Source organism: Niallia sp. Man26, from assembly GCF_022049065.2.
In the GTDB taxonomy this organism is placed as follows: Bacteria; Bacillota; Bacilli; order Bacillales; family Cytobacillaceae; genus Niallia.
Map to the genome: position 1 here is coordinate 3,296,097 of NZ_CP095743.1, position 22,746 is coordinate 3,318,842.

A 22,746-nucleotide genomic window follows, 5' to 3' on the forward strand; every position below is an offset into this window, starting at 1 on the left:
ATTGAAGTTTTTTAAGCATTCAGCTAATTGGCAATTTAACGTTTGTTTACTCCATTTAAAAAAGTTTCCTTTAGGAAAGATTTTAAATGTATATCAACAATACGTCAATTAATATATATGCATTTTTTAGGCAAATGTTCATATATTGCGCAAAAAGGACAAGTTTCTCTAAAAAAAACGCTTTTCCTAAAAGTAAGCCATGCACCTTTAGAAAATAGTACCAGCTAATTAATTTCCTTATTCTGTGGGAATAACCTATATTTTCGTTTATAATGAGACAAAATACCCAATTAATAGTCGTGAGGAAAAAGGATGAGCAAGTTGAAAGTTACATACAGAATCGGTATCGGAGTTTTTATTATTGTCAGCTATATATTAATCTATTATGGTGTTTTGCTGTTTGGAACAGACAGTCACATAACTGTGCTGAGCAGTAATATTTTATCGGCTGCAGGTGCGCTCATTTCCTCTGCTGTGTTGTTCTATTCTTATCGAAAAAGCAGCACACCTGAAAAAATTCTTTGGTTTTGGCTTGCCAGCGGCACATTTACGTACTTTATCGCAGAGCTGATTTGGTTGTATCAGGAAAGTATTTTGCGTCAAACGGTTCCATTCCCAGATTACAGCGACATCTTCTACATGCTGCAGATTTTCTTTTATTTAACTGGTTTCCTCCGTTACTTCAGCATGCAAAGAACCTTGCTCCGCAGTGTTCAGCTAATTTTTGAATTAATGATTGTAATGATTGTTGCATTCTGTTTAAGCTACTACTTCCTTCTTGAACCTTTGCTGAAAACAGAAGGTTATACAGGAATTTTTCTGGCTACAGCAATCGGATACCCATTAGGTGATCTTGCCTTATTGATTGGAGCCTTATTAATCCTATTTTCCATTAAAGAGCTGCCACTCAGAACAAATTTAACGGTAATTTTAATAGGAATACTCGTGCAAATTGCCGCAGATACGGGCTATATGTATTTGCTGTTTGTCACTAAATACAATACGGGAAGCTATTTTGACCCTTTATTTATTTTATCTTTGCTGATTATCGCATTAGCGAGCATGGCTGCAAAAAGGACTCCAGCAGCAGCTATGACCAAAAGACGAAGATACGATTTTTTACAAATATTTATTCCATATTCTGCCCTCTTATTTTTTATATGTTTTATTATTATCGTCGATCATCATCATCCTGTTTTGGCAATTGGAGGCCTCTTATCCGTTTTCCTTATCATGGCAAGACAGATTATCATTTTGGCAAATTATAAAAGGCTGCTTAAAACTGCGAGCACAGACAATCAAAAATTCATGTCCTTGTTCAAGTTTCATCCAGATGCTGCAATGACACTTGATTTACAAGGCAATATTATTGAAATAAACAACGCTTTTGTCAGGATGGCTTATGAACCTATAGAATCCTTTTTAGGAGCTTCCTTTTTTCACATATTCAAAGAAAAAAGACAGGTTGTTGAGAAAAGCTTTCATATCGCTCTTCAAGGCCTGCATCAAAGCTTTGAAGTGGATTATCGGGATGATTTTGGCAAAAGATATTTTTATTATATAACCTTCATTCCAATGTATATAAACATGGAAGTTGCCGGCGTATTTGTCATCTCAAAAGATATTACAAACGCTATTGCAAGCAATGAACGAATCCAGTTTTTAGCTTATCATGATTCACTGACCGGATTAGCAAACAGAGCTTATTTTGAAGAGTCGCTGCGAAAAGGGATTAAATCAGCAAAATCAGGCTTAATGGCTGTTATTTTCATTGATTTTGACCGTTTTAAAGTGATTAATGACTCGTTAGGGCATGATGCTGGTGATGAATTGCTTGTATCAATCTCAACAAGGCTGAACTCTGTCATCCACCCTGGTGACATACTCGCCAGATTGGGCGGTGATGAATTTACGATTTTGTTAAAAAACCGTAAAACAGAGGACGAAATCATAGAGCTGCTTGAACAAATGATGAAAGCATTAACACCCGCTTACTTCATTAAAGAAAATTATGTTGTCACAACTCCAAGCATGGGCATTTCTTTATCAGAAGGAACAGAAAAAAGCGCAGTCACCATGATGAAACAAGCAGATATTGCGATGTATTACTCAAAAAAGAATGGAAAAAATCAATATAATTTCTATAAGCCTGGAATGGAGGGTGTGTCTGAAAATCACTTAAGACTAGAACAGGATTTGCATCACGCTATTCAAAATGATGAGTTCGTCCTTTATTATCAGCCGCAAGTGGATACTCAGGAAGATCTTATATACGGTGCAGAGGCGTTAATCAGATGGGAGCACCCTAAATTAGGATTGCTGACACCATTTCATTTTATTGATCTTGCAGAAGAAACGAACTTAATCATTCCGATTGGAGAATGGATCATAAAAGAAGCGTGCAGACAAGGCAGAGTTTGGCATGACAGCGGGAATTTAATTCAAGTATCGATTAATATTTCACCGAAACAATTTCAATCAAGTGACCTTGTTGATTTCATTGCTGCTTCAGTAGCTGAATCAGGCTTTGATCCAAACTACTTAATTATCGAAATTACAGAAGCGATTGCCATGAACCAAATTGAAAAAACAGTGGCCACCATGCACAGGCTGAAAGAATTGGGTGTCCGAATTTCAATAGATGATTTCGGCACAGGTCATTCCTCCTTGTCCTATTTAACGGAGCTGCCGATTGATGCCCTGAAAATCCCGAGAGAATTTGTTCAAAATCTTGGGACAGAAACGAATAACGCCATCGTTCATACCATTATCACTTTAGCTAATAACCTGAATCTCAACCTTGTAGCAGAAGGTGTCGAACTGAAGGAACAGCTTCATTTGCTGCAAGAAATGGGTTGCTACAGCATTCAAGGTTTCTTATTCTCCAAGCCTGTTAAAGCACAGGAGGTATTAATGCTAACTGAAAGTCGACAGCTATACTAAAAAAGGAAAATCCATCGAAAATGATGGATTTTCCTTTTTTTTAATGAGCTAATTGCTTTGCAGATACCGCAGGATTAACTGCTTTTTCTTTTTGTGCTGCCAGTCTGATAACCGTGATAGCAAATGTCACAATCAGTATAAGCACAAGGTTCACTGCGAATGATGATACTGAATCTCCTGTATAAATCAACTTCGTGAATCCTTGCACCCCATTAGAAGCAGGCAAGAAGGCACCGAAATGCTGGTAAAACGGTGCAAGCATATTTGCTGGAATAATATTGCCTGCTGTCATTAACTGCAATGGAACCATCGCTACATTAAAGAGCGGTCCTGCATTGCCAAATAAGCTGAAACTCATTTGTGTGAAGCTGATGCATGCTGCTGCTGTTAATACATGGAACAGCCATAACTTCCAGTATGGCGCAGCCACATCTTGAAAGCTGACCGCAAGACTGACAATGATTGTCGGAACAACGAGCGCTACGATGACCAGCAACAGCTGCCTGCTCCAGAAAATTTGCCATTTTGAGTTATGTTTTTTCATGATTTGAGAAACAAGATTAAATTGGATATTCATCGTCATTACAGCTATATAGGTGATAAAGCCAAAAATCATCGGAAGCATAGATGCTGCGAAATTATGAACCTCGTTTGTTTTCACAATATCTGCTTTAACACCGCTATGAACACCTATATTTGCACTGATTTCGGATGCTGCTTTTTCCATCATAGACACAGCTACTTGAGAGTTTGCCTCATTAACATAGAAAGTCAGTTCCCCATTGCCACTGCCCATTTCCTCTGCGAATTTGGCAGGAATAACGATAAGCATTGCATAATTGCCTTTATCAAGCTGCTCCTTCGCTTTTTCAAATCCCGAATTGGACACAATATGGAAAGGGCTGCTTTTGGCAATTTGTTCTTCTAACGCTTTGCTTGCCGCTCCATCTTCGTTAACAATGCCAACATTAAGCTCATCCAGTCTTTCTGTTGCATGATTATATCCAGTCATCCAGACGATCATAAAGAACACAGGCACAAAAATAGCAAATACTAAACCAATTTTTGTCTGTGGAATTTTCATCATATTTTTAAAACCTTGTAAAATCTTCATTCCTACTCCCCTTTACTACTGTTCACAAAAAAAGTTGCACATGCATGTATATTCTTAAAAAAAATTACGAAAGATTATCATACATTTTATTTAATATGTGGATGAAGCTCTCAACTTCCGATTCCTTAAGACCTTTATATGTCTGGTTTTCAAGCTGCTCGAGCTCTGGCCATATTTGCGCATGCAAATCGAGACCCTTTCTTGTGATATTTAACCGGACCGCTCTCCTGTCAGACGGATCTGCAGAACGACTTACAAGCTCTTTTTTTATGAGCTTATCCAGAATCTTACCAACTGTTGTCTGGTCTCTTTCTGTCAGCTCTGCCAGCCGCTTTTGGGAAACTCCCTCCGTCTTGCTTAATTCGCTCAGCACAGAAAACTGTTCTGGTGTCAGTCCAAAGCTGCTCATCTGACGGGTAGCTGCTCTTTTAAAAGCTAAATAAGTCCTCGAAAGTATCAAGCCTAACTCTTTATTATCCATATACTTATCTGACATATCGGTATCCTTTCCACAAAAAATAGTTGCACTACTTATAATTGCACATGCATGTAATTTTAAATTAGAAGATGCTTACATGTCAATTACTTTTTTATGTAAACACAATTTAAACACTATAAAAGAAACAAAGCTGGCTGTTCTTTGGTGAGTATATTCTTCCAAGTCTTTATAGTAATTAATCGGAGTTATCAATAACCTTTAGGGCTTTTTAGGGCGAGGCATATTAGGCTCTTGAAAACTATCGGTTATCTAAAAAATAATGGTTTGAGTCCCAGAAATTCAGACTTCAATCCACACTGTTATCTTTTACACGCAAAGTGCATCCTTCAATAAAAAACAACGAAGGGAGCAAATATTGCTCCCTTCGTTGTTAGATAACTTTAGGTCTATTATTTTTCAGGAATTTCACAGTTATCATCTGTGCAAGCTGCTCCTGCATTTCCTCCTGAAAGGTCTTGCAGTTTAGGTGCGTTTCCTTCTTCTTCCCAAACTTGCTGAAGAGCACGTTTGAATGTTTCAGTCGGCTGTGCGCCTGAGATAGAATACTTTTGATTAATAACAAAAAACGGAACTCCAGTCACTCCCATTTGCTGTGCTAAAGCTTCATCAATTCTGACATCATTTGCATATTTTGTAGAGTCATTTAAAACAGCTAAAGTTTCTGCTTTTTCTATACCTGCAGATTGAGCAATTTCTACTAATACGTCATGGTCGCTTATCAGCTTTGATTCTGTAAAGTAAGAAGCTAACAGCTTTTCTGTCATTTCCTTTTCTTTGCCGACAGTTGCCGCAAACTTCGCCAGGCGATGAGCGTCAAATGTATTTGTTGGCTTCATATCATCAAAGTTAAATTGCAAACCGACACCAGCAGCCTGGCTGCCAATTCCTTCATTTGCTCGTTTTGCTTCCTCAATGCTCATGCCGTATTTTTTTGCCAGCGCTTCATTGATTCCTGTGCCGGAGTAAGGTTTTGCATTTGGGTCTAATTCAAAGCTTTTGAACTCAACCTCTACTTGATCTTTACCAGGAAACTGAGCAATAGCTTCCTCTAAACGGCGCTTGCCTATATAACAAAATGGACATACAAAATCTGACCATACCTCTATTTTCATTGTTTTGACCTCTTTTCATCGAGTACTTTGGAATTCCTTCCTAGTCTTTCTGTTCTATTATAAAATAATCACTTTAAATAAAAAATTAATACGCTCAAAAGAAGTCAAAACTCAATTAAACAGAAGAAGAGCACCATCACGGTGCTCTATCCTTTATTTCGCGTTCGTAAGATTACTTGCCTTCAAAACTTCCTTCTGCATTTTCCCTTTTGCAGTTACATAGTTATTCTTAAACCAAGCAATTGCAGCTGCTATAACTGTAAATGCGTTAGTCAGGTAGTTTGTCCAATCCTCACTTGTCCCAGGAATTTCGTATAAACCAAAGGAAACTAGGACTTGGTTGACCAATGCGATTGCCAACACTAATGTACGAATGAGTGTACCTCTGTCCATTACCATTCACTCCTTGTTATTAATTTTGCCATTCACCTTATAATATGTTAGCTTGTACTATTCTGGTACCGGCATTTGTATTAGGAGAAATGAGGCTTTTCCGCAAAAAAAAGATCCCTGCTATTTACAGGAATCTTTTTTACCTATGTTTATACTGCTTGATTGCCTTTCGCCTTTTCATCCTGAATCATCAGAATGCCAAGCTTATGATAGTCTCCTTCGTACAATGCCCTCTGAGTAAAACGAACCTCATGATTTGTATCGAGAACTTCCATTTTGCAATGAGCTGAGTTTTTTTGCAGTGCAGTGTAAAGCTGAATTTCGTCCTGCACTGGAATGCTGTTCACTTTTGTGATAATTTCACCGATTTTAAGCCCCATCTTATCTGCTGGAGAGTCAGGAACAACACCTAAAATCATGATGCCATTATTTTTTTTCGTGAAATAAAAGCCTTTATTTTTTTCCTTCGCTTTTTGACCTGCCGTAATCCATTCACGGCCGATAATAGCCACAATAACACTACCTATAGCCGCAAGAGGGAAATAATAAGCAGCTGCCGCACTTATTGCAATAAACAGGCCGAGCCAGAACACCCTTTTGCCGACTGCTCGCACTGCAACGGTAGGATGTACTGCTTGTACAGCTTGTCTGAATCCTAGCAAAAACGGCACAAGGATGATGGAGTATGTTTGATCACCAACAGTAAAGACCGGCCATCCATCAACAGGAATAGACAGCACTCCTTCTGGAAGAAACAGAAACAATGGCACAAGCCAAGCTCTTTCTGACAAATGGATGCCGATTGCTTGTCCCCTGCTGCTTTTTGTCAGGCGAGGTGATGTTCCTTTGCTGCCATTCTTCTGAATCAGCAAGCCCTCTGCTGCAAGCAGCAAGCCTAACACCGCAACAGCAGTTGGAAAGATATATGTATCTCCGCCAATTACGCTCTCAGAAAAGAGGAAGAAATCCCATCCCATATACAGAGAAGCGATGCTTGCCAATATTCCAAGACCAACAGTATACACGGGAGAAAGCAAACGTGTCTTCCAAATTAAGCTTAGAAGCAGAGTGAAGATGCCTGTATAGATAACCATTTCCATCGGCACTACGAGAACTAATCCAATCGATATTATCGATAGGCACAATCCTATAATGACGCCAACAGGCAGAAGCTGTTTCAGCTCAAAATAAGCATTCAATGCCCTGATGGTGAAATCCTTTCGCTCCTTCTTCACCCTTGAGACACCTAAATAGGCTGCTAACAAAAAGGAAAGATAAAACAAAGGATGAAGAAATAGTTTTCCAAACCCCTTTAATAATTCAATTAGCCAATCTTGCCACATGAAGAGTCCCACCTTTTTTTAAAACTAGTTGAAATTACTATATGCACAAGAACGTGATATTCCTCATAATATAAATCTATTATATTCTACTAGCAAACTAATAGAAAGCCCAGGAGAGATAATTTCATATAAGAATAATCAAAACCAATAAATAAAGCCTGCCAGAAACGGCAGGCTTCTATTGTTATTTCGCAGCTTCTATAGCTGCTTTAATTTTCGCCTTCACATTCTCTACTGTGAAGCCGTATTCTTGGAAAAGCTTATCAGCTGGAGCAGATGCACCGAAATGATCGATTGTAATATGCTCTCCTTTAGCACCGATATACTCTCTCCATCCTAATGAAGCACCTGCTTCGATTGCTACACGAGCTTGAATGCTGTCTGGAAGCACGCTGTCTTTATAGCTTTGAGACTGCTTTTCGAACAAGTCCCAGCTTGGCATGCTGACAACACCTACAGAAATTCCGTCTGCTTCAAGTTCTGCTTGTGCTTGAATGGCTAGAGACACTTCAGATCCGCTCGCAAGCAGCAAACCTTGCGTCTCCCCTTTTGCGGCAGAAACGGTATAAGCTCCTTTACTTACGCCATTAAATGCCTCAGCCTTAGTTAAATCCAATGTAGGCAAGTTTTGGCGAGTCAGCACTAATGCAGTTGGAGTATCCTTGCTTTCCAAGGCAATTTGCCATGCGGCTGCTGTTTCCTTAGCATCAGCAGGACGAATGACAGACAGACCTGGCATTGCACGCAAGGAAGCAAGCTGCTCAACCGGCTCATGCGTTGGTCCGTCTTCACCGACAGCAATACTGTCATGTGTGAAAACATATGTGACAGGAAGCTTCATTAATGCTGCAAGACGGATAGCAGGACGCAGATAGTCAGAGAAAACAAAGAATGTCGCTCCAAACACCTTCACACCGCCATGCAATGCCATACCATTAATAGCTGCACCCATCGCAAATTCACGTACGCCAAACCAAATATTTTTAGCTGCATAGCCATCCAGACCAAAGTTCTTTTCATGACCGATCAGCGTTTTATTAGAGCCTGCCAAGTCAGCTGAACCGCCGATGAATGCTGGAATTGCTTTTGCCGCTGCTTGAATGCTCTTTCCAGAAGAATCTCTTGTTGCCATTGCGCTTCCAGCTTCGAAATCAGGCAAGCTTTCTTGAAGATTCGCTGGCACTTCCCCTTTAATTGCTGTTTCCAGCTGAGTTGCAAGCTCCGGATATTCCTCTTTATAAGCTTCATACATTTTATTCCACTCATTTTCCTTTGTCTGACCTTCAGCAGCTAAACCTGCATAGTGCTCAGCAACCTCTGTAGGCACATGGAATGCTTCTTCATATTCCCAGCTGTAAGCTTGCTTTGCAAGCAATGTTTCGTCAGCTCCAAGCGGTGCACCGTGGGAAGCTGATTTACCGCCTTTATTGGGCGAACCGTAGCCAATAACTGTCTTAACTTCAATCAATGTCGGCACATCTGATTTCTTCGCTTGTGCAATAGCTGCTTGAATTGCCGCGATATCATTGCCATCCTCAACACGAAGAACCTCCCAGCCATATGCTTCAAAACGCTTTTGCACACTTTCTGAGAAGGAAAGATGAAGATCACCGTCAAGAGAAATATCATTGGAATCATATAGAACAACCAATCTTCCAAGCTTTAGATGTGCTGCAAGGGATGCTGCTTCTGCTGAAACCCCCTCCATTAAATCACCGTCGCCGCAGATGCTGTATGTATAATGATCAACAACTTGATAGTCGCCTTTATTGTATGTCTCAGCAAGATGTCTTTCTGCCATTGCCATACCTACTGCCATCGCAATCCCTTGTCCAAGCGGACCTGTTGTTGCTTCCACTCCAGGAGTGTGGCCGAATTCTGGATGTCCAGGTGTTTTGCTTCCCCATTGACGGAAGTTCTTCAAGTCGTCGATGCTCACTCCGTAGTTGAACAGGTGAAGCAGGCTGTATAACAGCATAGAGCCATGTCCTGCAGATAAGACGAAGCGGTCACGGTTAAACCATTCAGGATTGGCAGGGTTATGATTCATTTCCTTTGCCCAAAGCGCATACGCCATCGGTGCTGCACCCATCGGCATTCCTGGGTGGCCAGAGTTGGATTTCTCGATGGCATCAATGGAAAGTGTTCTAATAGTATTGACCGCCATTTGTTCAATATTTGTCTTCGTCAATTCGCTCATCTATACCAGTCCTTTATCAGGTTTTTATTATTTCTTTATAAATGCAATTTCGTCCGTTTGTACAGCCAATTGGCCTGTTTCTTGCTTTTGCTCTAACCAAGAAAGAATCCCGCCTGTCAGTCTGTTAGCTAAAATTCGGTCAGCTGCTGTCGGGTTTGTCCCCATACAAAGTGCCTCATCGATTTCCGTATATTTAAAATCTACTTTCAGATGGTCAACAACTTGTTCTATTGCTGAAGCATGTGCAGCAGCACTATATACAAGGACAGAAGAAGTGTTCCATTCTGTAAAGCTTGCTTCGATGCGTTCCTTTAGTGCGTCCATTTCATCTGCTCCAAATTCAGGAGCAAAGAAATGCCCGTCTCCTGCACTCGAAATGTCCTCCAGCATTTTAATGGAGGGGCTTCCATCTATAGAAAAACCGAATAACCGCGGATTGTCATATTTCAAGGAGTTAATTGTATCCTTCACTCTAAGAATATTATCGACGATGCTGTTCACCGCTGTATCATAACCAAGCGTGGTTTCAGAACCTTCTATATCATTAAAAATTGACACCGGAACAAATAAAGAGCGTACGGAAGAATGGTCAGCCAAATAGCTTGTCCATTTTTCTTTCGCCTCTGCATTTCCAATGACAACAGCAGTATCTACTGCAGAAAAAATTTCTTCCCATTTATCATCTTCAGGATATGCAGACATCATAAGCATTGAATCGCTCAAGTAAGGAGAGTCGCTGTTTATGTTAAGCTCCTTATATCTTGCTGTTCCCGTTCCCTTTTCTATCTCCATTCCAACCAATTCGTGCTTAGGAGTTAAATGAAGCTGCAACTTATACACTATTTGTTTGACCCCTGCAGGCAAACTCCCAAAGACAATTACTCCAACTTTCAAAGCATTTTACCCCCTAATTAATTGCATGCGTTTTTAATTTCATATAATGGTATTATATAGGATTATGAGAGCAATGGAAAAAAACTTGTCTTTTTAGGGGATTTTTTCTGGCAGATTTTTCAGAGTTATCCCTTAAATTATAGCCCTGCCTCCAGTTCACCGATAGCATTGACCCTTTGGGCATGCCTGCCTCCTAAAAACTCAGCATTCAGCCATGTTTCTACTATCGTCAACGCTAATCCTTCACCGGTTACACGCTCGCCAAGACAGAGAACATTGCTGTCATTATGCTCTCTTGTCGCTTTTGCTGTGAATACATCTCCTACTGCAGCAGCACGAATACCTTTGATTTTATTAGCGGCAATGCTCATCCCAATTCCTGTACCGCAACAGAGAATTCCTAAATCAACTTCTTTACAATTAATAGCATCTCCTACTGTTTTCGCATAACCAGGAAAATCAACACTATCTGTGCTCGTGCAGCCAAAATCGAGAACTGTCATACCACTACCCTCCAAGTAGGCCTTAACAGCCTCCTTTAAATGAAAGCCGCCATGGTCGCTTGCGATCGCCAGCTTCATTCACCTATCCCCTTTCCAACTGATTATCTTTTTCTATGGTAAACTTGATGACACGTACATTCTACCATATATTCGTACGTACATGTATAGGTAAATTGGTGAATTAACTTAAAAGTTATCCTTACAACCTTGTTGGTACGTACATGATAAGAATAGATGGTGATATTAAATTTAAAGCCTTTTACCACTAGCTAATCAATAAAGGCCTGCTCCCATAGTGGAAGCAGACCTTTTTCGTATTAAAAATCAAAATTATCTGGATCTGGACCTACACGCAGATTTTCGTTCAATTCAGTGATTTGCTCCATTTCTTTATCAGTCAATATGAAGTCAAACACATCAGCATTTTCAATAATTCGATGCTCTTTAATAGATTTAGGGATTGTGATAATCCCATTTTGCAAGTCCCAACGGATGATAACTTGTGCTACAGATTTATTGTACTTTGCCCCAATGCTTTTTAACAACTCATGATCCAGGAGCTGACCTTGCATTAATGGCGACCATGCTTCCACTTGGATACCGTGAAGTTGGCAGAAGACTCTTACTTCTGTTTGTGTAAGTTTTGGATGGAACTCGACTTGATTAATCATCGGCATTATTTCTGCGTCCTTCATTAAATCTTCAAGATGGTGAACCTGAAAGTTGCTGACACCGATTGCCTTAACTTTTTTATTCTTATAAAGAGTTTCTAGCGCTCTCCATGCTTCCTTGTACTTTCCAGCCTTTGGCCAATGAATTAAATATAAATCCAAGTAATCAAGACCTAACTTCTCTAAGCTAGCCTCAAATGCGGCCAATGTTTTTTCATAACCAAGGTCATCATTCCAGACTTTCGATGTAATGAAGAGATCTTCCCGGCTAATTCCAGCAAGCTCGATTCCCTCCTTAATTCCTTGGCCGACACCTGCTTCATTTTGGTAAATAGCTGCTGTATCAATACTGCGGTACCCGTTTTTAATCGCGGCACGAACAGATTCTACAACTGTTGCTCCATCCTCAACTTGAAATACTCCTAATCCGAGCCATGGCATTTTTACTCCATTTGCTAATGCGACTGTATCTTGTAAATGTTTCATATTATTTACCCCATTCCTTTTTATTTGCTTTTTTCTCTAACACTAAGCTCCAGCCAGTCAGAAGTACTGCGGCTGCTACCATTACTCCGCCGACCCAAGCTGTATGAATTAAACCTAATGAGTTAGTAACAACTCCACCTAAATAAGAACCAATCGCGATACCTGCATTGAAGGCAGCGATATTAACAGCAGAGGCGACATCAACTGCTCCAGGCACATACCGCTCTGCAAGCATCACAACATAAACTTGCAGTCCAGGCACATTCATAAACGCCAACAGACCCATTAATATAATCATCGCAAGGCCTGCACCTTTATACGGCAAGGCAAAGATAAGCAAAAATAGGATGATAGCTTGTGCTATAAACATGTAAAACAGAGCTGTGAGCGGCTTTTTATTAGAAAGCCTGCCTCCAATCATATTCCCTGCTGCGATGGCCATTCCATATAAAAGCAGGATGCCTGCAACTGTGCTTTCCTTGAAACCAGTGATTTCATGAAGAAGCGGTGAAAGATACGTAAAGACAACAAATGTCCCCCCGTAGCCTAATGCTGTGATAATGAACAAAAGCAGCAATCTGCTCTTAGTCACTAACGAAAGCTGATCTTTAAACGTAGAAGGCTTGGCCTTAGAAAGATTCTTCGGGACAAGAATGCTATTGGCAATAAATGCGATAATACCAACAAGCACTATTGCAACAAATGCTAATCGCCAGCCGAATTGCTGGCCGATAAATGTTCCAATTGGCACACCAGTTATGGTTGCTACTGTTAGTCCTGTGAACATAATTGAAATAGCACTTGCTCTTTTATCCTTGCTGACAAGATCTGCTGCAATCGTTGAGCCGATTGACATGAAGATACCATGTGATAATGCAGAGATTATTCTTGCTATTAACAAGACAGTAAGGCTGCTCGCTGCTGCAGCAATGCTGTTACCAATAATAAATACGATCACAATCCATAATAATAATGTTTTTCTGGAAACTCTTGAGGTGATGGACGTCAAAACTGGCGCACCGATTGTAACACCAAGAGCGTAAATGGATACTGTCAATCCTGCTGCAGTAATGCTGACATTCAAGTCTGCTGAAATTAAAGGCAGAAGACCGACACTAATAAATTCTGTTGTACCAATTGCGAAAGCACTGACTGCCAATGCAAGCAAGGCATACACGCTTCCATTCTTACGATTACTCATATGTCCTCCTTCTTGATGCTTGATATATAATGATCCACTAGTGGAATGAATTTTTATCAGCTTGCTTTTCGGCCGGCAAATGTTATTATGAATCATATAGATATCTTTGAAAAGTACGTACTTTTTTGTGATATAGGCACCGCAAAGTACTATAGGTACTTTTTAGTGCCTATAATATCATCTGGAGGTTACAGCATGGAAAAGAAGAAATACAATATTTCTGTTGAGGCAACCCTTGAGGTAATCGGCGGCAAGTGGAAATGTGTAATCCTATGCCATCTTACACATGGCAAAAAACGGACAAGCGAACTAAAGCGATTAATGCCTAATATTACCCAAAAAATGTTAACACAACAGCTTCGTGAATTAGAAGAGGACGGCATTATTAACCGAATCATTTATCAGCAAATTCCACCTAAGGTAGAATACGAGCTGAGTGAATATGGTCAAAGCCTGCAAAGTATTCTTGATGCACTATGTAATTGGGGAGAAAGGCATATTACGAAGGTCTATGGCGATAAAACACTCGTGCTGGAGGACAGCATTTTAAATAAGTAAACAACACGAAAAAGCACACCTTCTTTAAGGTGTGCTTTCTCTAATTCACGATATATCGCAAAGCTGTTTGCAGCTGCATATCGTTTTCATCTTTTTGCATTTCCGTTCTGACTGCCTGCTGCATCTTTTCGGCTGTATTTGCGTCAATCGTTCCTGTTTCTGTCAAATTATTGCTTCCTTGAAAGGCCTTCACAGCAATTTCTGTCTGGCTGCTGAAATAACCATCCTGCCTGTCTGTCCGATAGCCAAGACTTGTTAAAATCTCCTGCGCATACTTGACTTGCTCGGTGTTCATTTCCCGCTTCAACGTCTTTTCTATTTGAAGTGGATGAGTTTTGTATAAAGCCGATTTCTCCACTTCCAAGTTTGGTTCTATCCCTTTTTTATGAATCCAATTCCCATCAGGTGTGAGCCATTTGAATAAAGTTAATTTAATTTTGCTTCCATCCTCCATTGGCACAGCTTGCTGAACTGTCCCCTTACCGAACGTCTTTTCACCAATAAGTGTGTAGTTTTCCGCTTCTTTCATAGCACCAGCCATTATTTCTGATGCTGAGGCACTTCCATTATCTACAAGCACAACAACTGGATAATCCTTCTTTTGTTTTAAGTCAGAGTAGAATTGTTCGGTCTCTCCATCTCGATGCTCAATTTGCACATAAGGCTTGTCTGAAGTCACAAACTCTCCTAAAATCTCATTCACACTTGTAAGCAGTCCCCCTGGGTTGCCTCTGACATCCAATATCAAGCCGGCAATTCCTTGCTGCTCTTGCTCCTGTAATGCCTTATGAAATTCAGAAGCTGTCTCCTGTGAAAAGGAGGTAATTTCAATATAACCGATATTTTCGCCGCCCTCTCTTTTAACAGAGGAATGAACCGTTATTTGCGGAACCTCATCACGGACAACGGCTATTTGCAGCGGCTTTTCCAGCCCTTGTCTGACAATCTCCAATTCTACCTTCGTGCCTTTTTCTCCCCTAATCTTTTGCGTCACATCATACAGATCAAAGCCTTGTACACTTTCTCCGTCCACCTTAACAATTTCATCATTTGCTTTAATACCAGCCTTTTCTGCAGGAGAATCCTTTATTGGCGACACAATAATAACCTTATCGTCTTCTGCGCTTATTTCAGCACCAATGCCTTCAAAAGAGGAATCAAGAGCTTGTTCAAACTGTTTTGCGCTGTCCTTGTCCATATAAACAGAATACGGATCATCGAGGGTAGAAAGCATGCCCTTAATTGCACCCTCCTCTAATTCAGCCTTATCTACTTTTTCCACATAATTGTTTAAGATCAGGTTATACGCTTTGTCAACCTTCGATAAGACTGTCGCATTGCTGCTTGCTGCTGAATCAGACTTCGTTTTATTCTCTTCCCATATATTCATTCCAATATAAGTGCCGCCGGCTCCAACTATGAGGGAGCTTGTCATGCATATCACCAGCAATTTTCGATTCATCTAAGATCGTCCTCTCTTCCTTCTTCATGAGAATAGCCTTACTGAATCTATATGCCGAGAGCAGACAAGTTATGATGACAGCTTTTGCTGTACGCTATTTAAAGTGCACCTATTTTCCCTAGTTGAATAACCTATACAGACGAAAGGGAGGAATGCCTAAAATGTTTTATCATATAAAAGAACTAGCATACCAAGCAAAGCCAGAAAAACCAGATCCACTTTTCGCTAGAAGAATTCAAGAACTAATCGGCGGCCAATTCGGAGAAATGTCTGTTATGAATCAATATTTATTTCAAGCATGGGGTACAAGAGGACATGCAAAATACAGAGATTTACTGTTAGATACAGGTACGGAGGAAATAGGTCATATTGAGCTATTGTCCACAATGGTTGCCCGTCTCTTAGATGATGCACCTGTAACCGAACTGGAGTCTGCAGCTGCTACTAATCCTGCGTTAGCGGCGATTATCGGCGGGATGGACCCACAGCACGCTATCGTATCCGGCTTATCAGCAACTCCAAAAGACAGCAACGGAGTGCCTTGGAACAGCGGCTATATCATTGCGAGCGGCAATCTGCTTGCAGATATGCGTTCTAACCTGCATGCTGAATCACAAGGAAGATTGCAGGCAGTAAGAATTTTTGAACAAACAGATGACAGAGGTATTAAAGATATGCTTTCCTACCTTATCGCAAGGGACACTATGCATCAAAATCAATGGCTTGCTGCTATTTATGAACTCGAACAGCAAGAAGGGGTTGTTGTTCCAAGCACGTTCCCGAAGGAATTGGAAAAAAGAGAGGTTTCTTATTTATTCTTGAACCATTCGATGGGAGACGAAAGCAGCAAAGGAAGATGGGCATCTGGTCCAAGTATGGATGGTATGGGCACATTCCAATACGTAAAGGACGTACCTCCATTCGGTCCTGCTCCAAAATTAAAGCCTGCACCGCCGGCAGAGCATGGTACACCTCCAAATGTAATGTAGCATAAAAAGAGCCACTGTCTAAAAGACAGTGGCTGACTATTTTCATGGAAGATTTTTTATAGATAAGACTCTCATTGCATTCAGCACAGCAATTAAGGTAACTCCAACATCTGAAAACACCGCTTCCCACATTGTAGCAACTCCAAAGGCCCCAAGCAAAAGGAACAGCGCTTTAACTCCTAACGCAAACACAATATTTTGCCAAACAATCTTGCGTGTTTTTTTAGCAATGGAAATGGCAGAGACAATTTTTGAAGGTTCATCTGTCATAATGACTATATCAGCTGCTTCAATGGCTGCATCTGAACCTAAGCCACCCATCGCCATGCCTACATCTGCCCGCGCTAATACAGGTGTATCGTTAATCCCGTCTCCTACAAATAAGATCTTCTCTTTTGGAGATTTTCTTTTATCCAGTTTTTCTATCTCTTCTACCTTATCCTGTGGAAGGAGCTCTGCATGCACAACGTCTATATTCAGAGACTTAGCAACACTTGCGCCCACCGCAGCAGCATCCCCTGTAAGCATAACCGTTTTTTTAATGCCAGCTTGCTTCAATGCTGCAATAGCCTGCTTGGCATCCTCCTTCAATTGGTCGGATATGACAAGTGAGCCAATAAACTCCTTATTTGCTGCTACATAGACAATTGTTCCAATCTCTTCTCTTAACTCGAAATCAATTCCTTCCTTCACCATCAGCTTGTAGTTACCAGCTAATACTTTTAAACCATTAACAGCTGCAATGATTCCGTAGCCTGGGATTTCCTCATAATCATTTACATCTGCTTCTGAAACTGCGCCCCCATAAGCCTTTCTGATTGATTCGGCAATCGGATGGTTAGAATGAATCTCTGCACTTGCCGCATTCCGCAGAACATCTTGGTCTGAATAACCGTTAGCAGGATGCACAGACACTACTTCAAATACTCCCTTTGTAAGGGTACCTGTCTTATCAAACACCGCATACTTAACATCATTCAAGGCCTCCAAATAGTTGCTGCCTTTTACAAGAATTCCCGCTTTAGATGCAGCACCTATTCCGCCGAAAAAGCCAAGAGGAATAGAAACAACGAGCGCACATGGACAAGAGATAACTAAGAAAATCAAGGCACGATACAGCCAATCAGAAAATACAGCACCCTCCAAAAATAGAGGAGGCACTACAGCTAATAATGCTGCAATGATTACCACAACCGGTGTATAGTAACGAGCAAATTTCGTGATGAAGTTTTCTGTCGGCGCTTTTCTGCTGCTGGCATTTTGAACAAGTTCCAAAATTTTCGCAACAGTAGACTGACTATATTCCTTCGTTACCTTGACAGTGAGCACTCCATTTTTATTGATGAAGCCGCTGAGTATATCATGTCCCGGCTCTACATCTCTTGGCATGGACTCCCCTGTCAATGCCGAAGTATCAACGCTTGATTTACCCTCAACAACAATACCGTCAAGCGGTATCTTCTCTCCAGGCTTGATAACGATAATATCACCGATTGTCACCTCTTCTGGAGACACCTTTTCAAGGGTCTCCCCTTTCATCACATTGGCATAATCTGGTCTGATATTCATTAAGCTGCTAATCGACTTACGTGAACGGTTTACAGCAGCTCCCTGGAACAGCTCGCCGACTTGATAAAACAGCATGACAGCAACGCCCTCTGGATATTCTTGAATTGCAAATGCTCCTATCGTGGCAATGGCCATTAAGAAATGCTCATCAAATACTTGGCCGCGGACGATATTTGTACAAGCCCGCCATACAATGTCTCCGCCAATAATAAGATAGGCAACAACAAAGGCAGACAGCTTTATAACACCATCCAGCGGAAGAAAATAAGCAAAAAGAGCGATTATCGTCCCGATTACAAGCCGTGTTATCATTCTTTGCATGCTCTTGCTTCCATGGTCATGTGAATGTCCATGGCTGTGACTATGACTGTGACCATGCTGATGATGAGCATGATCATGCTTGTTTGTTTGCCGATTTTCCCCCGCTGTTTTTTCTTTTAATTTTACATGCGGTTCCAACCGTTTTATTGCCTTTTCCGCTTTTGCGATTATCGGGCCTTCTTCGTCACTGAACTGTAAGGACAATGTCTGTGTCGCAAAATTGACTTGGCATTCATTCACACCCTCTATCGCGGCAACACCCCGCTCAATTTTCATGGCACAATTCGCACAGTCCAGCCCTTCTAATATAAAGTCTTTCCTTTGCAGCTGTTTTCCTTCCTCCATGGTTTTCCCCTCTTTCATTAATTGTCTTAAATGAAATTCTTCCCTGTCAGAAAAGGATTGATTTATTTAATATCACTTAATTATCGAGAAAATCATTATATGAACAATTACTCATATATTCATATTATATGTAAGCAGGCTCGAAAGTGTCAATGTTATTTCCAATATGGGTATAGAACAGCAGCAGCCAAACGAGTCTGGCTGCTGCTGTTCTATATCCATATTAATGATGTCTTGCATGGTCAATCATCTGCTTTAAAACACTCATAACATGCTCATCATCGCAAGAGTATATCATCGTTGTTCCTTCCCTGCGATATTTAACAAGGCGAAGGTTTTTCAAAAACCGCAGCTGATGAGAAACTGTCGACTGAAGCATCTGCAGTCTTTCTGCTATTTCATTAACAGAATGCTGCTTTTCTGACAATAGATGGAGAATCTTAATTCTTGTCGGATCTGATAAAGCTTTAAATGTTTGGGAAACAATAAATAATGTCTCCTCATCAAGGATTGCACCAGCACCGCTTATTGGGTTCAACTCTTCATTATCTTTATTATCATTGCCGCTCATTTTCATTGCTCCTCTTTAAAAAACTCATATCTTTATTATAGCATAGTAATATCTGGATACATCCTTACGACCGCTTATGGAAAAACAAAAAAGCTTGTCCATATTGTGGACAAGCTTTTTAATCTATTAGATTGGAACAATACCAATCGGGTTGATTGCGTTGGATTTAGCTGCATTCCATTCGCCTTTATGCAATTCAAAATGCAAATGCTGTCCTTGGGAATCACCAGTATTACCCATTGTACCGATACGCTGGCCTTTTGAGACAACCTGACCTGCACTAACTTTTCTGCTTCCTGATTTCATATGAGCATAAACAGTTGTGTACTGTTGGCCATTAATAGAGTGTGCAACAAATATCGCTTCACCATAACTGCTTGATGTGTAAGAACGAATAACAACACCGTCTGCTGCTGCAACAATTGCAACATTATCACCTGTTGCTGCTAAGTCAATTCCCGCATGGAAAGTTCCCCAGCGTTGACCTAAGCCAGAAGTAAGCACTCCATTAGCTGGTTTTGTCCAGTTTCCTGAAGATACACCAGGTGTTGATGCTGCAGAAGATGAACTTGAACTGCTTGAGCTTGAGCTTGATTTTGAACTAGAACTAGAACTTGAGCTAGATTTAGAACTTGAGCTGCTCGACTGTGCTGCCTTTGCTTTAGCAGCTGCTGCTTCTGCTGCTGCCGCCGCTTCCGCAGCTTCTTGTTTCTTTCTTTCTTCCTCTGCTTTTCTTGCAGCTTCCGCTTGACGCTGTTTTTCCAGCTCAATTGCTTTTTCCATTGCTACCTTTTGGTCTGCCAAGATTGCTTCTTCTTCTTCAAGTGAAAGCATTTCTGCATGGACATGACCCTCTTCCTCTTCAAGCTGTGCCATCACTTTATCTTTTTCTTTCTTTTTGGAATCCAAATCTGCCTTCATGTCTTCCAACTCACTTAGCATTGTTTCCAGTGAGCTTAGTTTTTCTTTTAACTCAGCCTTTGAATCTTCCAGAAGCTTTTTATCTGCTTCCTGCTCCTTTAAGATAGCGCGGTCTGCTTCCACAATTGTTGCCACAGCACCGACACGGTCAATTAAATCACTGATGCTTTGAGCGCCCATAAGCACATCCATGTAGCTGACTGCACCGCCAGTTTCCTGCATAGCTCTTGCTCTGTCTTTCAGCACTTCATTTCTTTCATCAATTCTTTTTTGTGTTGCTTTAATTTGTTTCTCCAGCTTTGCCACATCATCTTTTGTTGTTTCAATCTGTTCTTTTTTCTCAATAATGTTAACTTGTGTAGTAGAAATCGCTGTGTTTAATCTCTCCAGCTCTTCTTCAACCGATGCCTGTTCATCATGTATGCTGTCTAGTTCTTCGTTTTTGTTGTTCTTTTCACTTTCTACATCTTGCTGCTTGCTTTCGATCTCCTCTTTTTGCTTGTTAAGATCGCTTACGCTTGCTGCATTTGCCGTAGAAAAAGGTCCTTGAGCAACAATACCACCAATGCCTAAAGTAGTAACGACTGTCCATTTAACTATTGTATTTTTCAAGCTCTCATGCCTTCCCCTCTAAAAAAATAGATACGTAGGTTTAACTACTTGTAAACTAGTATTTTAGTACTATACCATTGAAAATAACGCCAATTTAATAGCCTGGCCTTTTATCCAGGCTATTAAGTAGCAGTATATTGTGTTTCACAGGAAGAAGGGACTACTTCTTCCTGTTTCCACCTTACACCTTCAAGAATTTGCGAATACTCATGACACTTCCCCATATACCGATCAATGCACCCATTAGCAATAGCAATGCTCCCACTTGATAAACAAATGGCGTATAATCAAGTATTTGGATGTAGTTGCCTGCCAATCTCGGATTCAAGTATTCATATGCATAATAATAAATGACCGATACAATGCCGATTGGAATAATCGAACCAATGACGCCAAGCCACATACCTTCCAAGAAGAACGGCCAGCGGATGAACCAGTTAGTTGCACCGACAAGTCTCATAATTTCTATCTCTTTACGTCTGGCAACAATGGTGATTTTAATTGTGTTGGAGATTAGGAACATTGCTGTAAACAGAAGCCCTGCAATTAGGACAATCCCGACGTTCCTGCTGACATTAATGACCTTGAACAGCCTGTCGACCGTACCTTGTCCGTATTTTACAGTTGCCGCATTTTCAAACTTCTCAATTTGCTGTGCGACTTTTTTTGTGTCATTTGGATTTTTTGTTTTAACAACAAACACATCACTTAATGGGTTATCCTGCTGAAACAGCTCATAAGCATCCCCATCGTCACCGAAGCTTTCAATCAAGTTGTCTAATTCCTGCTGTTTCGTAGAGAATGTTACGCTGTCGACATCTGATATGCCCTTAATCTTATCCTCTAAGGCAGCCTGATCATCTTTTGAAGCTGTCTGATCAATATGAACACGAATTTCCACGTTCTCTTCTATTGTTGTGGCAACCTCGTTCAAATTCATCATAATGACGAAAAACACACCAACCAAAATTAGCGTTATCGCCACAGAACTTATCGAAGCGAATGTCATCCATCCGTTTCTCCATAAACTTTTAAAACTTTCTCTAGCATGTCTTTTTACTGTTCTAGCCTTCATATCCGTAATCACCTCTCTGCTCGTCACGAACAATTCTTCCACCTTCGATGGCGATTACACGATGTCTAATCGTATTAACAATTTCCTTATTGTGGGTAGCCATCACAACGGTAGTTCCCCGATTGTTGATTTCCTCAAAAATATTCATGATTTCCCAAGAGGTTTCAGGGTCAAGATTCCCAGTTGGCTCATCGGCAATGACAAGCTTTGGGGAGTTTACAATCGAGCGGGCAATGGATACACGCTGCTGCTCTCCGCCTGATAGTTCAGTAGGCAGCATTCTTGCTTTATGCTTCAACCCTACTAGTCCTAAAGTGTCCATCACACGTTTTTTAATTGATTTAGGGTTTTCTTCAATTACTTCCAATGCAAATGCCACATTTTCAAATACAGTCAATGTCGGCAAAAGCTTAAAGTCCTGAAAGACGACTCCCATATTTCTTCGCAGCAAAGGAACCTTGCTGTTTTTCAATTTTGCTAAGTTTACACCGTTTATCAAGATTGTTCCTTGTGTCGGTTTTTCCTCGCGATGCATCATTTTAATGAATGTTGATTTTCCGGCACCACTCGGTCCAACTACATATACAAACTCACCTTGAGCTATTTTTACATCTATCCCATTGGCTGCAATAACGCCATTGGCATATTTCTTTATTACATTTTTCATTTCAATCATCTATTATCACACCTGAATTTTATTTGTAAGAACATGAGAAAAGTGCAATGCGTCTAAGGCAAACATGGTAGACGAATCACATCTGCGAATTGCTATTTATATTTATGCTATACATCCAGAACTTTTCTGACTTCCGTTAACCACCAAAATTCGACATTTACAAACCGACGGAAAGAGACAGCTTTTTTAAAAATAAAAGCTTTCCTTCTAATTACTTACATTATTATAACATTATAGGACAGTAATTTAACGGATAAAATTATTACATTTTCTTTTCAAACATCGCAA

The 22,746-nt window shown here is 40.5% G+C and carries 19 protein-coding genes; 3 read left to right on the forward strand and 16 right to left on the reverse strand.

Going from position 1 to position 22,746, the window contains the following annotated elements:
- Positions 1 to 312 precede the first annotated feature (312 nt).
- A complete protein-coding gene (locus L8T27_RS16650; protein ID WP_237941911.1) occupies positions 313 to 2,943 on the forward strand; it encodes an EAL domain-containing protein in 2,631 nt (876 codons plus the stop codon).
- Between the two features lie 40 nt (positions 2,944 to 2,983).
- Here L8T27_RS16650 and L8T27_RS16655 read toward each other — a convergent pair whose 3' ends face one another.
- From L8T27_RS16655 to L8T27_RS16700, 10 genes are all read right to left on the reverse strand, one after another.
- The gene (locus tag L8T27_RS16655; protein WP_237941912.1) at positions 2,984 to 4,057 is read right to left on the reverse strand and encodes a YhgE/Pip domain-containing protein; all 1,074 of its coding nucleotides are present in this window, start codon (positions 4,055 to 4,057) and stop codon (positions 2,984 to 2,986) included.
- Between the two features lie 64 nt (positions 4,058 to 4,121).
- Positions 4,122 to 4,553 (reverse strand): MarR family winged helix-turn-helix transcriptional regulator, encoded by a 432-nt coding sequence (locus tag L8T27_RS16660; protein ID WP_237941913.1) that lies wholly within the window; start codon positions 4,551 to 4,553, stop codon positions 4,122 to 4,124.
- Between the two features lie 392 nt (positions 4,554 to 4,945).
- Complete coding sequence (locus L8T27_RS16665; RefSeq protein ID WP_233318509.1) at positions 4,946 to 5,668, reverse strand: DsbA family oxidoreductase; 723 nt, start codon at positions 5,666 to 5,668, stop codon at positions 4,946 to 4,948.
- Positions 5,669 to 5,821: 153 nt separating this feature from the next.
- A complete protein-coding gene (locus L8T27_RS16670) occupies positions 5,822 to 6,061 on the reverse strand; it encodes a phage holin (protein WP_233318507.1) in 240 nt (79 codons plus the stop codon).
- Between the two features lie 149 nt (positions 6,062 to 6,210).
- Complete coding sequence (locus tag L8T27_RS16675) at positions 6,211 to 7,404, reverse strand: PDZ domain-containing protein (protein ID WP_233318505.1); 1,194 nt, start codon at positions 7,402 to 7,404, stop codon at positions 6,211 to 6,213.
- Between the two features lie 184 nt (positions 7,405 to 7,588).
- On the reverse strand, positions 7,589 to 9,604 hold the full coding sequence (gene tkt / locus L8T27_RS16680) for a transketolase (RefSeq protein WP_237941914.1): 2,016 nt from the start codon (positions 9,602 to 9,604) through the stop codon (positions 7,589 to 7,591).
- A 27-nt stretch (positions 9,605 to 9,631) separates the two neighbouring features.
- On the reverse strand, positions 9,632 to 10,498 hold the full coding sequence (locus L8T27_RS16685; protein ID WP_233318501.1) for a 6-phosphofructokinase: 867 nt from the start codon (positions 10,496 to 10,498) through the stop codon (positions 9,632 to 9,634).
- A 137-nt stretch (positions 10,499 to 10,635) separates the two neighbouring features.
- Positions 10,636 to 11,079, reverse strand: coding sequence for a ribose 5-phosphate isomerase B (gene rpiB, locus L8T27_RS16690; protein WP_233318499.1), 444 nt, complete (start codon positions 11,077 to 11,079; stop codon positions 10,636 to 10,638).
- 239 nt (positions 11,080 to 11,318) lie between these two features.
- The gene (locus L8T27_RS16695; protein WP_237941915.1) at positions 11,319 to 12,158 is read right to left on the reverse strand and encodes an aldo/keto reductase; all 840 of its coding nucleotides are present in this window, start codon (positions 12,156 to 12,158) and stop codon (positions 11,319 to 11,321) included.
- A gap of 1 nt (position 12,159) precedes the next feature.
- Positions 12,160 to 13,359 (reverse strand): MFS transporter, encoded by a 1,200-nt coding sequence (locus L8T27_RS16700; protein WP_237941916.1) that lies wholly within the window; start codon positions 13,357 to 13,359, stop codon positions 12,160 to 12,162.
- A gap of 195 nt (positions 13,360 to 13,554) precedes the next feature.
- Between L8T27_RS16700 and L8T27_RS16705 the strand changes: the two genes are divergently transcribed.
- Positions 13,555 to 13,917, forward strand: coding sequence for a winged helix-turn-helix transcriptional regulator (locus L8T27_RS16705; protein ID WP_233318481.1), 363 nt, complete (start codon positions 13,555 to 13,557; stop codon positions 13,915 to 13,917).
- Positions 13,918 to 13,957: 40 nt separating this feature from the next.
- Here L8T27_RS16705 and L8T27_RS16710 read toward each other — a convergent pair whose 3' ends face one another.
- Positions 13,958 to 15,379, reverse strand: coding sequence for a S41 family peptidase (locus L8T27_RS16710; protein ID WP_237941917.1), 1,422 nt, complete (start codon positions 15,377 to 15,379; stop codon positions 13,958 to 13,960).
- Positions 15,380 to 15,540: 161 nt separating this feature from the next.
- Between L8T27_RS16710 and L8T27_RS16715 the strand changes: the two genes are divergently transcribed.
- On the forward strand, positions 15,541 to 16,368 hold the full coding sequence (locus tag L8T27_RS16715) for a manganese catalase (RefSeq protein WP_233318477.1): 828 nt from the start codon (positions 15,541 to 15,543) through the stop codon (positions 16,366 to 16,368).
- Positions 16,369 to 16,410: 42 nt separating this feature from the next.
- On the opposite strand, the gene L8T27_RS16720 is transcribed toward L8T27_RS16715, so the two are convergent.
- From L8T27_RS16720 to ftsE, 5 genes are all read right to left on the reverse strand, one after another.
- Positions 16,411 to 18,603 (reverse strand): heavy metal translocating P-type ATPase, encoded by a 2,193-nt coding sequence (locus L8T27_RS16720; RefSeq protein ID WP_237942342.1) that lies wholly within the window; start codon positions 18,601 to 18,603, stop codon positions 16,411 to 16,413.
- A gap of 223 nt (positions 18,604 to 18,826) precedes the next feature.
- Complete coding sequence (locus L8T27_RS16725; protein WP_396953779.1) at positions 18,827 to 19,174, reverse strand: ArsR/SmtB family transcription factor; 348 nt, start codon at positions 19,172 to 19,174, stop codon at positions 18,827 to 18,829.
- A 126-nt stretch (positions 19,175 to 19,300) separates the two neighbouring features.
- The gene (locus L8T27_RS16730) at positions 19,301 to 20,707 is read right to left on the reverse strand and encodes a murein hydrolase activator EnvC family protein (protein WP_237941918.1); all 1,407 of its coding nucleotides are present in this window, start codon (positions 20,705 to 20,707) and stop codon (positions 19,301 to 19,303) included.
- Positions 20,708 to 20,888: 181 nt separating this feature from the next.
- On the reverse strand, positions 20,889 to 21,782 hold the full coding sequence (ftsX, locus tag L8T27_RS16735; RefSeq protein ID WP_233318546.1) for a permease-like cell division protein FtsX: 894 nt from the start codon (positions 21,780 to 21,782) through the stop codon (positions 20,889 to 20,891).
- On the reverse strand, positions 21,772 to 22,458 hold the full coding sequence (ftsE, locus tag L8T27_RS16740; RefSeq protein WP_233318469.1) for a cell division ATP-binding protein FtsE: 687 nt from the start codon (positions 22,456 to 22,458) through the stop codon (positions 21,772 to 21,774). The genes ftsX and ftsE overlap by 11 nt, the downstream gene beginning before the upstream one ends.
- Positions 22,459 to 22,746: the final 288 nt, after the last annotated feature.